This is a genomic window from Clostridium pabulibutyricum, from assembly GCF_058242705.1.
The window spans coordinates 78784-93091 of sequence record NZ_JBZAYZ010000004.1; the positions used below are offsets into that span (position 1 = coordinate 78784).

The window sequence follows — 14308 nt, forward strand, 5'->3', positions numbered from 1 at the left end:
AGTTAGAAAAACTTTGAAAAAAGATTCCATAGGATAGGAGCTATAACAACTGTTACAATTCCAGAAATGGCGATAGACAAACTGCTCATTGCACCTTCCGTATTGCCGATTTCCATGGATTTTGCAGCACCCATGGCATGAGCCGAATTTCCCATAGCTATGCCCATGGCAATCTTGTCATTGATTTTGAACAGCTTATTTAATATTGGACCGGATATGGAGCCGAATATTCCTGTAATTATTATTGCAACTACAGTGATTGAAGAGGAACCTCCAAGTTGGTCTGCAAGTGCCATGCCTATTGGTGTGGTTATGGATTTTGGAATCAGTGATTTTGTTATCTGACTTGAAAGATCAAATAATCTTGAAAGTAGGATTACACATATTATACCTGATATGACTCCACATAAAATGCCGATTAGTATAGGCAAAAAATTTTTCCTGAACAAGGAAAATCTTTTATACAGAGGCAAAGCAAGGGCTACTGTTGCAGGAGCTAGAAAAAAGGATATAATTTCTCCCCCGTTGTTGTAGCTGCTGTATTTAATATGGAACTTTGTCAAAAATATTATAAGCAGTACTATTGCTATGAGCAGAGGATTAAAAATTGACAGTTTTAATTTCTCTTTTATAAAGTATCCTATTTGATATGCAATCAGAGATGCAAGAATTCCAAAGACTGGAGAGGATACAATATCATTCATTTTGAACACACCTTTCTTAAAAGTTTTACAACATATGCTGTAACTATCCATACAACTAGTGTAGAGACAATGATTATAAGTGAAAATGCAGCTACGTTGTTTTTTATAAGGCCAAAGGATGTTATTAGGCCGACACCTGCTGGAATGAACAGAAATGCCATGTTGGATATAAGTATGTTGCAAATATCTTCAACCATTTCGATTTTTACGATTTTAAAATAAAGTCCTAAAAATAATATGATTAGTCCCAGGATTGTACCCGGTATTGGAAGTTTCAGAAATTTCTGAAGTAATATACCGAGACAATAAGCTATTAAAATGATCATTAGTTGTTTTAGGTAATTCAAAGATATTCCCCCTTAAGCAAGTATAATCTATTATAGGAGCATCAAAGCAATATATCAATATGCAATTTGGATGTAGTCGATTGTAGGCAAAATTAAATTGAAAATTATTTGCGGGTGTGTATATAATTGATTTTTTATGCAAAAATTATCTTTATGAAAATTAGATTTTTGTTTTATGGGATTATAGGATGGTGCATGGAAATAATTTGGACTGGTTTTGGATCAATGTTGAAAGGGGATTTTACACTTGTAGGATTTACGTATATATGGATGTTTCCCATATATGGAATGGCGGTTTTCATGGAACCTATACATGATAAGATTAGAAAATGGCCGTTTTTCTTGAGGGGCATCATATATATGGTTATTATCTTTGCTGTAGAGTACGTATCGGGAAGCATGCTTAAATTGTTTACAGGAAGATGTCCCTGGAATTATGGGAGGTGCAGATATTCTGTAAGAGGTATTATAAGACTTGACTTTATACCGATATGGTTTGTTGTAGGAATTTTATTTGAAAAGATTCATGACTTACTTCTTAAATTGAAAATTGTGTAATCAGAAAAACAAGCTTGATAAAAAGCTTGTTTTCTGGTCCAAAATTATTTTTTATTATCATGGAAGGTTATTCCGGACTAACAATTTTTTTAATTCTGTTTTTCACATCGTCAGTGACTTTTATGTCATAATACCTTATTGATGTGTTGAAGTCTGAATTTAAAGCAATGCTTACAGCTGTTTTTGCAGACAATATATTGTTGCTGCCTGGCATTTCACGTACATCCATTATGTGATTTATTTTTTTCTGAAGCTCTAACAATTTGTTAAAGTCGCCTTTTAAGAAGGTTTTATATGTTTCCACTAAAAGTTTTGCCTGTGTATTTGTCTGTGTACCTACAATACCGTTTCCACCTATCATGAGATTTGGTATTAAATATTCATCTATTCCAGACAATACTGCAAAATCAGGATGTACACTTTTAACTTTTTCTACAAATCTTCTTACATTTCCAAGGGCAGGTGTGGTATCTTTTACACCACCGTGAGCTATATTATCATACTTATTTGCTAATCTAAGTACTAAATCTGCAGATAATTCAATTTTTGTATTTTGAGGTATGTTATATAATATCATTGGCAGATTTGTATTTTCGGCTATTCTGGAAAAGTATTCAAATACATGGTTTTCATCAAGCTTGAAATAGAAAGGAGGAAGTACGAGTACTGCGTCTGCATTATTTTCTTCTGCACATTTTGCAAGCGCTATAGCTTCTTTGATATTTGGACTTCCAGCTCCAACTATCAATTTTACTCTGCCGTTTATAGTCTGTGATGCGAATTTTATGTATTCCTTTTTTTCTTCAAAAGTCATGTTGAAAAATTCGCCTGTAGTTCCAAGTACACATATACCGTAAATACCATCTGAAATCAGTTTTTCAATCATTTGCTTGTTTGATTCCTGATCAAAGTTTCCATTTTCATCAAAAACAGTTACTATTGGTGTAAAAACTCCCTTTATCATATCTAAATCCTCCTAATTATAGACAAATATATGTCCTAAAATTATAATTAAAATGTATCGTAAAAACTGCAATTATATTATATGCTAAATTTATAAAAACGATTGAAATACATGTTACTATACCTTTATTATCATGCTTGTACATTTTTATATCAATGTTCAGTTGCACAAATATTGACTGGAACTGACAATATTTTTTCATATATATGCACATTATAAAAAAGTTGTTATTGTCTTATCATGTTATGAGGAGGAGTATATAATGGAAGTTTTAAGTAAGCAGCTTGCAGAGAGAATAGTTGATAGGACCATGAAAGCTGTGAATAAAAATGTAAATATAATGAATGAAAAAGGGATAATTATAGCATCAGGGAATAAGAATAGGATTGGTACAATCCATGAAGGAGCGCTTTTAGCACTTAAAAGGAGATCGGAATTCAGCATAGACGAAAAACAGTCTACGGAACTTAATGGAGTCCAGGAGGGAACCAACATAGTAATAGAGTTCAAGGGTGATATTATTGGAGTTATAGGTATTACAGGCAAGAGGGACGAAGTAATAGGATATGGAAAGTTAATCAAGATGACTGCTGAAATGATGATAGAACAGGCTTATGTCATGAGAGAACTTGAATGGAGCAACAAGATAAAGGAAGATATGATAGTATCACTTATAAACAACAATCAGGGTTCCTTTAAGCTTCTGGAAAAATATGCTAAAAAGTTTAAGCTGACAAATAATTATCCCATGGTTGTCTTTATAGTACAGATTGATTTTAAAAGAATCTCCCGGGAAAAGGATATAGACATACTTAACAACATAATCGCCATACTTGAAGCAAATCTTGATGGTTCGCTTGCTGCTGCTGTTGATTCAAGAACAATTGTCATAATATACAAATGTCCTAATGTAAACTACAGAACGATAACATGCAAGCCGAGGATAGAAAGTGTTCATAAAAAAATAAAAGCCAAAACAGGAAACAGTGTAAAAATATCGATAGGCAAAGTTTATAATAAACTGACCGACATTCACAAGTCGTATGAAATTGCAAGGAGAACACTTAGTTTTGGAGATGAAAATTATCCAAAGAATAATGTATATATATTTGATATTTTAAAATACCAAATGCTTTTTTCACAGGATAATGCTGCCTGGAAATTGGGAGAACTTCAAGATTCCTATGAATTGATCCACAACAATGATAAAAATGGTGAATTGATGGAAACGTTAAATGTATTCATACAGGAAAATGGAGAACTTAACAAAGTATCCAGCAGACTTTTCATACATAGAAATACTCTAAATTATCGCTTGAACAAAATATACAAATTGACAAATCTGAATCCTAAAAAATATGTGGATTTATTTTGGCTTTATTCATCTATGATTAATTTTAAAACTAATTAACTCTTATTTCATTATGCAATTATACAAAATAAGCACATAATATACACTAACATTTGTGTAATTTAATATTGATTGAGTTTCCGAAAACGGGAATAATTTATGTAGGATAGAAAATTCATTGAAAGGAGATTGATATTTTGAGTTTGATAAGTGAAAGTGAAATTGAAAAAATAAGAGATATAAATGAAAAGAAAAAAGTAGTTCTTCCAGATGGCACTGAAGTTCCAGCTTTGGGACAGGGAACATGGTATATGGGTGAAAATCCATCTGTAAGAAATGATGAAATAGATACATTAAGGCTTGGAATAGAATTAGGAATGACTCTTATAGATACTGCAGAAATGTATGGAGAGGGAGAATCGGAAAATTTAATAGGGGATGCAATAAAAGACGTGAGAGACAGGGTATTTCTTGTATCGAAAGTTTATCCCCACAATGCAGGACTTACAGATATATTCAATTCCTGTGAAAACAGCCTGAGAAGGTTAAATACGGATCATCTTGATATGTATCTTCTTCACTGGAGGGGTGGAGTGCCTTTTGAGGAGACAATTGAGGGAATGGAAAAATTGAAAAAGCAGGGGAAGATTTTGAGATGGGGAGTATCAAATTTGGATGCCCCTGATATGGAAGAGTTAGACAGATGCAGTGGAAGTGAAAACTGCATGGTAAATCAGGTATTGTATCATCTTGGCTCAAGGGGCATTGAATTTGATCTGCTTCCATGGCAGAGGGCACATAATATGCCGGTTATGGCATATTGTCCAATAGCAAAGGGAGGAAGGCTCAGAAGACATATTTTAAATGACAAGGCATTGAATGAGGTGGCTAGAGGCCATAAAGCTACACCGGTTCAGATACTTCTTTCATGGTGCATGAGGTCTGGTGATGTAATTGCAATTCCAAAGGCGTCTCACAAGGAACATGTTGTAGAAAATGCGAGAGCAGGGGCAATTACACTTTCAAAAGATGAATTGGATTTACTTGAAAATTCATTTTCAAAACCTAGTAGAAAAATGCCGCTTGATATATTGTAACTAAATATTTATGAGGAGGATCAACACATGAAAATAGGATTTATAGGACTTGGAATTATGGGAAAACCAATGTCGAAGAACTTGATAAAGGCAGGATATGATCTTGTAGTTTATAATAGAAGCAAACAGTCCGTCAATGAACTTGTAGAGTTTGGGGCAGAGGCAGGAACTTCTGCAAAAGATGTTGCATCAAAAGCTGACGTTGTAATAACAATGCTTCCTAATTCGCCGCAGGTAAAACAGGTTGTTTTTGGGGAAAATGGTGTTGCAGAGGGAATAAAGAAGGGCTCCGTGTTTATAGACATGAGCTCAATTGCACCTCTTGTTTCAAGAGAAATAGCAGAAAAGCTTGCAGAAAAGGGAGTCGATATGATAGATGCACCGGTAAGCGGTGGAGAACCAAAAGCTATAGACGGAAGTTTGTCTATAATGGTAGGTGGAAAGAAGGAAACTTTTCAAAAATACAAAGAACTTCTTCTTAAGATGGGATCAAGTGCAGTTCTCTGCGGAGAAGTGGGAGCAGGAAATGTAACAAAGCTTGCAAACCAGGTAATAGTAGCACTTAATATAGCAGCAATGTCCGAGGCATTTGTACTTGGAACAAAGGCAGGAGTATCACCGGAGCTTATATACAATGCAATAAGAGGCGGACTTGCAGGAAGTACGGTACTTGATGCAAAGGCACCAATGGTACTTGATAGAAACTTCAAGCCAGGATTCAAGATAGACCTTCACATAAAGGATTTGACAAATGCAGTAGAAACAGGGGCAGGAGTTGGAGCACCACTGTTCCTTACAAATCAGGTTCTTGAAGTACTTAGAAACCTTCATCAGGAAGGTGAAGGACAGAGCGACCACTCTGCAATTGTAAAATTCTATGAGAAACTTGCAAATATTGAGGTAACAAAATAGATTAAATTTATAACTGTAGTTGTATTAAAGAGCAGACTAGGATTTTGATTCCTATTGTCTGCTTTTATATTAAATAATTTGGAGGAAATTTTTATGAATACTAAAGGTACACCTGTTATAACAGATATGAAAGTTATTCCGGTTGCTGGATATGACAGTATGTCATTGACACTTAGCGGAGCTCATGCGCCATTTTTTATAAGAAACATAGTAATTATAAATGATAATTCGGGTAATGTAGGACTTGGAGAAATACATGGAGGAGAGCACATAAGGCAGGCACTGGAAAATTATAAGTCTGCTGTTATAGGAAGGCATATAGGAGATTATAGAAATATAATAAGAGAATTAAAAAGTATGGTTTGGTGTGAAAATGAAAATAATGGACAGGGCATTCAGGAACTTGATTTAAAGAATTTATGCTTTGTAGTTCATGCTGAAACTGCAGTTGAGTCTGCACTTTTAGATTTGCTTGGACAATACATGGATTTGCCTGTTGCATCACTGCTTGGAGATGGAAAGCAGAGAGATGCAGTTAGAATGCTTGGATATTTGTTTTATGTGGAGGACAAGAAAAAGACTGATTTACCGTATATAGATGAAGGGGACAGCAGGGATGAATGGTTTAAAATCAGGAGAAATAAAAAGGTTACAATAGAGGATGTTGTTGAAGAGGCTCATGCTGTGAAGGAAAAGTATGGTGTACGTGACTTTAAACTAAAAGGCGGAGTTTTTGATGGTGAAAAAGAGATAGAGACAATCAAGGCTTTAGCTAAGGAATTCCCTGATGCAAATGTAAATATAGATCCAAATGGTGCATGGTCTCTTGAAGAATCAATAAGATTATGCAAGGATGCAGGGAGTGCTTTGACTTATGCAGAAGATCCGTGTGGTCCTGAAAGAGGTTTTTCTGGAAGGGAAATCATGACTGAATTCAAGAGAGCCACAGGAATTAGAGTTGCAACTAATATGATAGCAACGGATTGGAGGCAGTTTGGGCATTCTCTTTCACTGAATTCACTGGATATAATTCTTGCAGATCCTCATTTTTGGACTATGAATGGTGCAGTACGTGCAGCAGAGATATGCAATGACTGGGGATATACATGGGGATCTCATTCAAACAACCACTTTGATATATCTTTGGCAATTTTTGTGCAGGTTGCAGCTGCGGCACCTGGAGAAATTACACCTATGGATACTCATTGGATATGGCAGGATGGCCAATATCTTACAAAGACCCCTTACAAGATATCCGATGGACTTATAGAACTTCCAAGGAAATCCGGACTTGGACTGGAAGTTGACATGGATAAAGTTATGAAAGCTAATGAATTATATAACAAAATTGGATATAAGGATAGAGACGATTCAATGGCCATGAAGTATCTTGTAAAAGGTTGGAGGTTTAACAGTAAAAAGCCTTGCATGGTAAGATAGACATAAATCAACTATAAGATTCATAGTATTGAATTTATCAATCCGGGAAGATTTAAGTAGAGGAAGCTTTTCTAATCTCACAAAAATATTTATGCATATACATGAAAAAATACTATTGATAACGATTAAAATTTGTGCACGTGAATATTGTAACGGTTGTCGAAAAATATGATAATAAAACTACAAAGTACTTTGAAAGTTTGTGAAAAATGTAAACATTTTTTATAATTTAGGAGGAGTTTTAATGGCTTTATTAATAGTTGGTATAGGAGTAGCGTTACTCTTAATACTCATGATATTGTGCAAATTAAACGGATTTATATCTTTGATACTTGTTTCACTGTTTGTAGGAGTTATGGAGGGAATGCCTCTTGCAAATGTTACCGATTCTATGTACAAAGGTATAGGAGGACAGTTGAACGATCTTATACTGATACTTGGATTTGGTGCTATGCTTGGAAGACTGATGTCAGACTGTGGAGCTGGTCAGAGAATAGCCACAACACTCATAAACAAGTTTGGAATGAAGAAAGTTCAGTGGGCTATGCTTGTTACATCTATTATAGTTGGAATTTCAATGTTTTATGAAGCAGGATTCATACTTTTAATACCTATAATATACAGTGTTGTTAAAGAAACTAAATTTCCACTTATATATATAGGATTTCCTGCAACTGTTTCGCTATCTGTATGTCATAGTTTCCTTCCACCTCATCCAGGTCCTACGCTTGTGGCAAATGCATTTAATGCAAGTATAGGAAAGACTCTTTTGCTGGGACTTTTAATTGCAATACCTGGTGCTATAATTGTAGGAATTTTGTTTTCAAAAAGTTCCATTATAAAAAATGCAAAAGCACATATCCCGGAGGGACTTACTACTAGTAAGTTATTTAAAGATGAAGAAATGCCAAGTTTCGCTAAAAGTGTTTTTACAGCACTTGTTCCTGTAATTTTGATAGCTGCAGCTGAATTTTGCGGGCTTCTTCTTCCTAAGGACTCTACAGTATTGAAATATGTCAAGTTCTTTGGAGATGCACCTATAGCTTTGATGATATCTGTAATTGTTGCAATATTTACGTTCGGATTCGGATGTAATAGGAAGATGGATGAAATAGGAAAGAGTATGACTGAAGCTGCAAAAGCCATAGCAATGATAATTTTGATTATCGGTGCAGGCGGAGCTTTTAAACAGGTACTTGTAGATTCAGGGGTAGGAAATACCATAGTTTCTATGACTCAAAACCTTAATATGTCTCCTATATTGCTTGCATGGTTTATTGCAGTACTTCTTAGAGTATCACTTGGTTCTGCAACTGTAGCTGTAACTGCCGCTGCTGGACTGGTTGCTCCGCTTGCTGCTTCTTCCGGTGTAAGCCCTAGCCTTATGGTACTTGCAGTTACAACAGGAAGTATATTTGCATCTCATGTAAATGATCCTGGATTCTGGATGTATAAAGAATATTTTGGATTGTCGGTAGCCGATGCAATAAAAACTAGAACAAGTTATACAACGTTGCTTTCTATAATAGGTTTGATTGGAGTGCTTATCTTAAACATATTTGTACACTAGAATGGTATTTTCAAAAAACATCTGTAAATAGCAGATGTTTTTTGTAATATATGCATTATGCAAATATATAAAAACCATTTTTGAATTGGATTTAAGTTTGTGCAACTGAATATTGTTTGAGATATTTAAAAGTATCATAATATAAAAAGTGAAAATATAATTTCACAGTTACATAAATATAATATAACAAGCGTAAAAAACGCATTAGTTTATAATAGATCAGCGTTGGAGGGATTTTCAATATGAAAAAAAATTTAAATATCTTGTTGGCACCGGATTCATTCAAGGAGAGCATGACTGCAAAGGAAGCATGTGATGCAATGGAGAGAGGAATAAAAAAGGTAACTGAACATGTCAACTGTATAAAAGTTCCAATGGCGGATGGAGGAGAAGGTACCATGCAGTCGCTTGTTGATGCAACTTGTGGCAGGGTGTATAAGATTAAGGTAACGGCCCCTCTTGGAAATGAAGTTGAAGCGGAGTATGGAATTTTGGGAGATGGAAAAACAGCGGTAATAGAGATGGCAAGCGCAAGTGGTATAACTTTGGTTCCGGAAGATGATAGGAATCCACTCGTAACTACAACTTATGGAACTGGTCAGCTTATAAAAGCCTGTCTTGATAAAGGAGTAAAAAAGCTTCTTATAGGAATAGGAGGAAGCTCCACAAATGATGGTGGAGTTGGCGCAATTCAGGCACTTGGAGCAAAATTTAAAGATAAATTTGGAAAAGAAATTGGATTTGGCGGGGGAGAGCTTGGCAAAATTGATTCTATAGATTTAAGCGGACTTCATTCAGGACTAAAGGATGTGAAAGTTGAAGTTGCATGTGATGTTACGAATCCATTGTGCGGACATGATGGGGCGTCAAATGTGTTTGGACCTCAAAAAGGTGCAACAAAAGAAATGATAAAAATACTCGATGACAATTTAAGGCATTATGCAGATGTGATTAAAAGCCAGCTGAATATAGATGTTGCTGAGGTACCTGGTGCAGGTGCAGCAGGGGGGCTTGGAGCTGGACTCATGGTATTTATGAATGGAAAACTTGAAAGAGGAATTGATATAGTTGTGAAATATTCGGGATATGAGGAAAAGGTAAAAGATGCTGATTTGGTTTTTACAGGTGAAGGAAGTATTGACTTTCAGACACAGTATGGGAAAACTCCAATGGGAGTTGCAGTAGTAGCCCAGAAATATAATAAACCTGTAATTGCTTTTGCTGGAAGTATTGGCGATGATGTAGAGGTATTGTATAATTTGGGTATAAAGTCTATTTTCAGCATAGTTCAGGGTGTATCAAGTTTGAAGGATGCACTTCGAGACGGAAAAATCAATATGGAGAAAACAGTTGAAAATGTGATGAGACTTATGGAAGTAATTTAAATTGGAGGTGTGTATTATTGAAAAGAAATGTACTTGTACTTATGCCCTTTGATGAGAAAGTAAAAAGTCGCATGAAAGAAATTGATCCGTCGGCGGATTTTGTGTATGAAACCAGGGAAAGTGTTGGAATTGATGAAGTGAAGAACTCCAACATAATCATAGGAAACCCACCGCCTGAAATGCTCAGAGAGGCGGCTTCCCTGGAATGGCTTCAGCTTGAAAGTGCCGGAGTTGATAAATACTTGTCATGTAATGTATTGAAAGAAAAGACTATACTTACAAATGCATCGGGAGCTTATGATCTTGCCATATCGGAATATATACTGGGGGTTATGCTTGAATTGTACAAGAGACTAAACTTGTACAGGGATAATCAATATAAAGGAATATGGCGAAATGAAGGCAGCATGAAATCAATTTATAAATCAAAAGTACTAATAGTTGGAGCGGGAAGCATAGGAAGTGAATTTGCAAGAAAGGCAAAGGCCATTGGAGCATACACCATTGGTGTAAGACGCAGAAACAGGGAAAAGCCGGATTACTTTGATGAAATGCATTTAATTGAAGAACTTGAAAAGTTACTTCCATCTGCGGATGCTGTGGTGCTTAGTCTTCCATCAACAAAGTCCACTTACAAAATCATGGACAAAAGAAAAATACAACTTATGAAAAAAGATGCAGTTGTAATAAATGTAGGCAGGGGAAATTGCATAGATACCGACGCTTTGTGCGACTGTCTTGAAAGTGGAGAGATTTTTGGTGCGGCGCTTGATGTTACAGATCCTGAACCACTTCCAAAAGATCATAGAATTTGGAAAATAAAAAATGCAGTTGTTACACCGCATGTGTCAGGTGGATACAATCTGAAAAAGACATATGAAAATATTTTAGAACTATGTATAAAAAATTTTGATGCATTTACAAACGGCGGGGATATGATAAACATTATAAACAGAAAAAAAGGTTACTAGCCATCCCAGAGATCATAAAATTAGTGAATAATATACAGGTGATAGCAAAAAACTATAAGTAAACACACCTGTATATTTTTATCTGGATAAAAATATACATTTTAGTCATATAGATAAAAATGAATTGATGTAAAGGATTAATGTTTGTGCAATTGAATATTGAATGAGATAGTTAAAAGTATAATAATATATTTATAAACAATGTGAAATTTTTATTTAAATATGTCGCAGAAAAGTCGCTGTAATTAATATTTGGAGGGAAAAAAATGAGTAACCAGAAAAATGCACCTGTTGTTACAGAACTTAAAGTTATACCTGTAGCAGGATGTGATAGTATGTTGTTTAATTTAAGTGGAGCACATGGACCGTTTTTCACACGTAATATAATAATACTGAAAGACAGCAGTGGAAATGTTGGAGTAGGAGAAGTGCCAGGCGGAGAAAAAATAAGGCAGACAATACAAGATTCTACTCCACTTGTTGTTGGTCAGAGTATATCAAGGTATAAATCGATAATTAAGAAAGTAAAAGATACTTTTGCATGTAGGGATTGTCTTGGAAGGGGACTTCAGACTTTTGATCTTAGAATTGCAATACATGCAATGACTGCAATAGAAGCGGCATTACTTGACCTCGTAGGAAAGTTCATGGGAGTTCCAGCATGCGAGCTTCTTGGAGAAGGACAGCAAAGGGAGTCTGTGAAAGTTTTGGGTTATCTTTTCTATGTAGGAGATAAAAATAAAACAAAGCTTCCTTATATGGATGAATCGGATTCAAAAGATGATTGGTTCCGTTTAAGGAGAGAAGAAGCCCTTACACCCGAAGCTGTAGTAAGACTTGCAGAAGCAGCTCAGGAGAAGTATGGTTTTCAGGATTTCAAGCTTAAAGGCGGAGTTTTAAAAGGTGAGGAAGAAGTAAAAGCGGTTACTGCACTTCACAAGAGATTTCCGGATGCACGTATAACTCTTGATCCTAATGGAGCATGGTCGCTATGTGAGGCTATTGAGCTTGGAAAGGAGCTTGTTGATGTACTTGCTTATGCGGAAGATCCATGTGGAGCAGAAGAAGGATTTTCAGGGCGTGAGGTAATGTCGGAATTCAGGAATGAAGTTGGACTTCCAACAGCTACTAACATGATAGCTACTGATTGGCGTCAGATGGTACATTCGCTTCAGATGCATTCTGTAGATATTCCACTTGCCGATCCACATTTTTGGACTATGGAAGGTTCGGTACGTGTCGCACAGACATGTAGGGACTGGGGACTAACTTGGGGTTCACATTCAAATAACCATTTTGATATTTCCCTTGCAATGTATGCCCAGACTGCGGCTGCAGCACCTGGAAAAGTTACAGCTATAGATACTCACTGGATATGGCAGGATGGTCAGTATCTTACAAAGAATCCATTCCAGATAGTTGGAGGAATGATAGATATTCCAGACAAGCCTGGTCTTGGAGTTGATATAGATATGGAAAATGTTATGAAAGCAAATGAATTGTACAATAAAATGTCACTGGGTGCTCGTGATGATTCAGTTGCAATGCAGTATTTAATACCAAATTGGAAGTTTGACAATAAAAAACCATGTTTAGTGAGATAAATTTTAAAGTAAAGCCTTTACTAATTGCAATTTTCTTTGGAGTACTGATTTGTCTTATCCCTAAACCAGATTCCGTGCCTGTAAATGGATGGCATCTGTTGGCGGTATTTATCTTTATTATAGTGGCATGCGCTCTTGGAGCCATGTCACTTGGTTTAGCTTCTTTTGTAGGAATATTTGTTTTGTCATTTACTCACATAATTACAATAAAAGAAGCATTTTCATCGTATAGTGAGAGTCTTATATGGCTGATAGTATGTGCTGACTGTCTTTCCATAGGAATAACAAAAACAGGTCTTGGGAAAAGACTGGCGTACAATATTATAAGAAAGATTGGAAAAAGAACCATAGGAGTTGGATATTCTCTTGTATTGTGTGAGGGAATATTGAGTATGCTTATTCCAAGTGCAACTTCAAGGTCTACGGGGATTATACTTCCAATTACGAGAGCATTGTCTGAAGCTTATGGCTCGAAAGTAAAAGATGGTACTGAAAAAAGAGCTGGAGCATTTCTCATGCTGGTGTCGATACACAGTAATCTTATTTCTTCATCGCTTTTCATTACATCTTCTGCTGTAAACCTTCTTGCAATAAGCATGGCGGCGAGCCTGGGTGTAAAAACACATATAACATTTGGACTATGGCTTATGGTTGGTATAGTTCCTGTATTGCTAAATTTTATAATTGTTCCGCTTGTTATATATTTTTTGTGCCCGCCGGAAATAAAAAAACTTGATCATGTTGATAGATTAATGAATGAGAAACTTGAAAAACTTGGGCCAATGAAAAAATCTGAAAAGTTTATGATAGTTGTTTTCTTCGTTGTTGTTGTCCTGTGGATATTTGGAAGCATGCTGAATATTGATGCTACTACAGTAAGTGTTCTTGGACTTGTCATACTTATTGGATCTGGTGTGGTTTCATGGAATGAATTTACAGGCAAGAAAGAAATATGGAATCTTGTAATATGGCTTGGTGCATTTATGATGATGGCAGGACAGCTTAACAAGCTTGGCATAGTAAAATGGATAAGCAGCATAGTAACTCAACATATACATGGGGTATCCTGGTTCCCGGCTCTTGTTATAGTATGTGTTTCAATGTATTATCTTCACTATCTTTTTGCAAGCAACATGGTTCATTTTACAGCGCTGTTTTCGGCCTTTCTTACAATATTGCTTGGTATTGGAGCACCGCCTGTGCTTTCGGTATTTCTTCTAGTTGATATATCAGCTCTCAGTTCAGGACTTACCCACTATGGTATAGCACAGGGAGGAGTGTATTTTTCGGAAGGTTATGTAAAGCAAAAGGAGTGGTGGCTTGTAGGACTTGCAGTTTCAATAGCTCATCTTTTTATTGTTCTGTCGTTTGCAGCAATATGGTGGAAATTTGTTGGAATTTAATC

Annotated in this window: 13 protein-coding genes; 10 read left to right on the top strand and 3 right to left on the bottom strand. The window is 35.7% G+C overall.

What is annotated here, in order from left to right; all coding sequences use genetic code 11:
* Positions 1 to 2 precede the first annotated feature (2 nt).
* Positions 3 to 704 (bottom strand): LrgB family protein, encoded by a 702-nt coding sequence (locus AC4CVH_RS06870; protein WP_490787010.1) that lies wholly within the window; start codon positions 702 to 704, stop codon positions 3 to 5.
* Positions 701 to 1051, bottom strand: a complete 351-nt coding sequence (locus AC4CVH_RS06875) for a CidA/LrgA family protein (protein ID WP_490787011.1) — start codon at positions 1049 to 1051, stop codon at positions 701 to 703. The genes AC4CVH_RS06870 and AC4CVH_RS06875 overlap by 4 nt, the downstream gene beginning before the upstream one ends.
* A 153-nt stretch (positions 1052 to 1204) precedes the next feature.
* Here AC4CVH_RS06875 and AC4CVH_RS06880 point away from each other — a divergent pair, with 153 nt between their 5' ends.
* A complete protein-coding gene (locus AC4CVH_RS06880) occupies positions 1205 to 1609 on the top strand; it encodes a putative ABC transporter permease (RefSeq protein WP_490787091.1) in 405 nt (134 codons plus the stop codon).
* A gap of 67 nt (positions 1610 to 1676) precedes the next feature.
* Here the strand turns inward: AC4CVH_RS06880 and AC4CVH_RS06885 are convergent, their stop codons facing one another.
* Positions 1677 to 2573, bottom strand: a complete 897-nt coding sequence (locus AC4CVH_RS06885) for a dihydrodipicolinate synthase family protein (RefSeq protein ID WP_490787012.1) — start codon at positions 2571 to 2573, stop codon at positions 1677 to 1679.
* A gap of 262 nt (positions 2574 to 2835) precedes the next feature.
* On the opposite strand from AC4CVH_RS06885, the gene AC4CVH_RS06890 reads away from it, so the two are divergent.
* From AC4CVH_RS06890 to AC4CVH_RS06930, 9 genes are all read left to right on the top strand, one after another.
* On the top strand, positions 2836 to 3984 hold the full coding sequence (locus tag AC4CVH_RS06890) for a sugar diacid recognition domain-containing protein (RefSeq protein WP_490787013.1): 1149 nt from the start codon (positions 2836 to 2838) through the stop codon (positions 3982 to 3984).
* A 137-nt stretch (positions 3985 to 4121) separates the two neighbouring features.
* On the top strand, positions 4122 to 5021 hold the full coding sequence (locus AC4CVH_RS06895; protein WP_490787014.1) for an aldo/keto reductase: 900 nt from the start codon (positions 4122 to 4124) through the stop codon (positions 5019 to 5021).
* Between the two features lie 27 nt (positions 5022 to 5048).
* A complete protein-coding gene (garR, locus tag AC4CVH_RS06900) occupies positions 5049 to 5933 on the top strand; it encodes a 2-hydroxy-3-oxopropionate reductase (RefSeq protein WP_490787015.1) in 885 nt (294 codons plus the stop codon).
* A 93-nt stretch (positions 5934 to 6026) separates the two neighbouring features.
* The gene (locus AC4CVH_RS06905) at positions 6027 to 7373 is read left to right on the top strand and encodes an enolase C-terminal domain-like protein (RefSeq protein ID WP_490787016.1); all 1347 of its coding nucleotides are present in this window, start codon (positions 6027 to 6029) and stop codon (positions 7371 to 7373) included.
* A gap of 244 nt (positions 7374 to 7617) precedes the next feature.
* On the top strand, positions 7618 to 8943 hold the full coding sequence (locus tag AC4CVH_RS06910; RefSeq protein ID WP_490787017.1) for a gluconate:H+ symporter: 1326 nt from the start codon (positions 7618 to 7620) through the stop codon (positions 8941 to 8943).
* A 242-nt stretch (positions 8944 to 9185) separates the two neighbouring features.
* On the top strand, positions 9186 to 10328 hold the full coding sequence (locus AC4CVH_RS06915) for a glycerate kinase family protein (protein WP_490787018.1): 1143 nt from the start codon (positions 9186 to 9188) through the stop codon (positions 10326 to 10328).
* A 17-nt stretch (positions 10329 to 10345) separates the two neighbouring features.
* A complete protein-coding gene (locus tag AC4CVH_RS06920; RefSeq protein ID WP_490787019.1) occupies positions 10346 to 11299 on the top strand; it encodes a D-2-hydroxyacid dehydrogenase in 954 nt (317 codons plus the stop codon).
* 266 nt (positions 11300 to 11565) lie between these two features.
* Complete coding sequence (locus tag AC4CVH_RS06925) at positions 11566 to 12903, top strand: enolase C-terminal domain-like protein (protein ID WP_490787020.1); 1338 nt, start codon at positions 11566 to 11568, stop codon at positions 12901 to 12903.
* Positions 12888 to 14306 carry a DASS family sodium-coupled anion symporter gene (locus AC4CVH_RS06930; protein ID WP_490787021.1) on the top strand — a complete coding sequence of 473 codons (1419 nt, stop codon included), beginning with the start codon at positions 12888 to 12890 and terminating at the stop codon, positions 14304 to 14306. The genes AC4CVH_RS06925 and AC4CVH_RS06930 overlap by 16 nt, the downstream gene beginning before the upstream one ends.
* Positions 14307 to 14308: the final 2 nt, after the last annotated feature.

Excerpts from the sequence above, each read along its gene's own strand:
- AC4CVH_RS06870 (WP_490787010.1), bottom strand. The coding sequence starts at position 704 with ATGAATGATATTGTATCCTCTCCAGTCTTTGGAATTCTTGCATCTCTG.
- AC4CVH_RS06880 (WP_490787091.1), top strand. The coding sequence starts at position 1,205 with ATGAAAATTAGATTTTTGTTTTATGGGATTATAGGATGGTGCATGGAA.
- AC4CVH_RS06885 (WP_490787012.1), bottom strand. The coding sequence starts at position 2,573 with ATGATAAAGGGAGTTTTTACACCAATAGTAACTGTTTTTGATGAAAAT.
- AC4CVH_RS06890 (WP_490787013.1), top strand. The coding sequence starts at position 2,836 with ATGGAAGTTTTAAGTAAGCAGCTTGCAGAGAGAATAGTTGATAGGACC.
- garR (WP_490787015.1), top strand. The coding sequence starts at position 5,049 with ATGAAAATAGGATTTATAGGACTTGGAATTATGGGAAAACCAATGTCG.
- AC4CVH_RS06905 (WP_490787016.1), top strand. The coding sequence starts at position 6,027 with ATGAATACTAAAGGTACACCTGTTATAACAGATATGAAAGTTATTCCG.
- AC4CVH_RS06910 (WP_490787017.1), top strand. The coding sequence starts at position 7,618 with ATGGCTTTATTAATAGTTGGTATAGGAGTAGCGTTACTCTTAATACTC.
- AC4CVH_RS06915 (WP_490787018.1), top strand. The coding sequence starts at position 9,186 with ATGAAAAAAAATTTAAATATCTTGTTGGCACCGGATTCATTCAAGGAG.
- AC4CVH_RS06925 (WP_490787020.1), top strand. The coding sequence starts at position 11,566 with ATGAGTAACCAGAAAAATGCACCTGTTGTTACAGAACTTAAAGTTATA.
- AC4CVH_RS06930 (WP_490787021.1), top strand. The coding sequence starts at position 12,888 with ATGTTTAGTGAGATAAATTTTAAAGTAAAGCCTTTACTAATTGCAATT.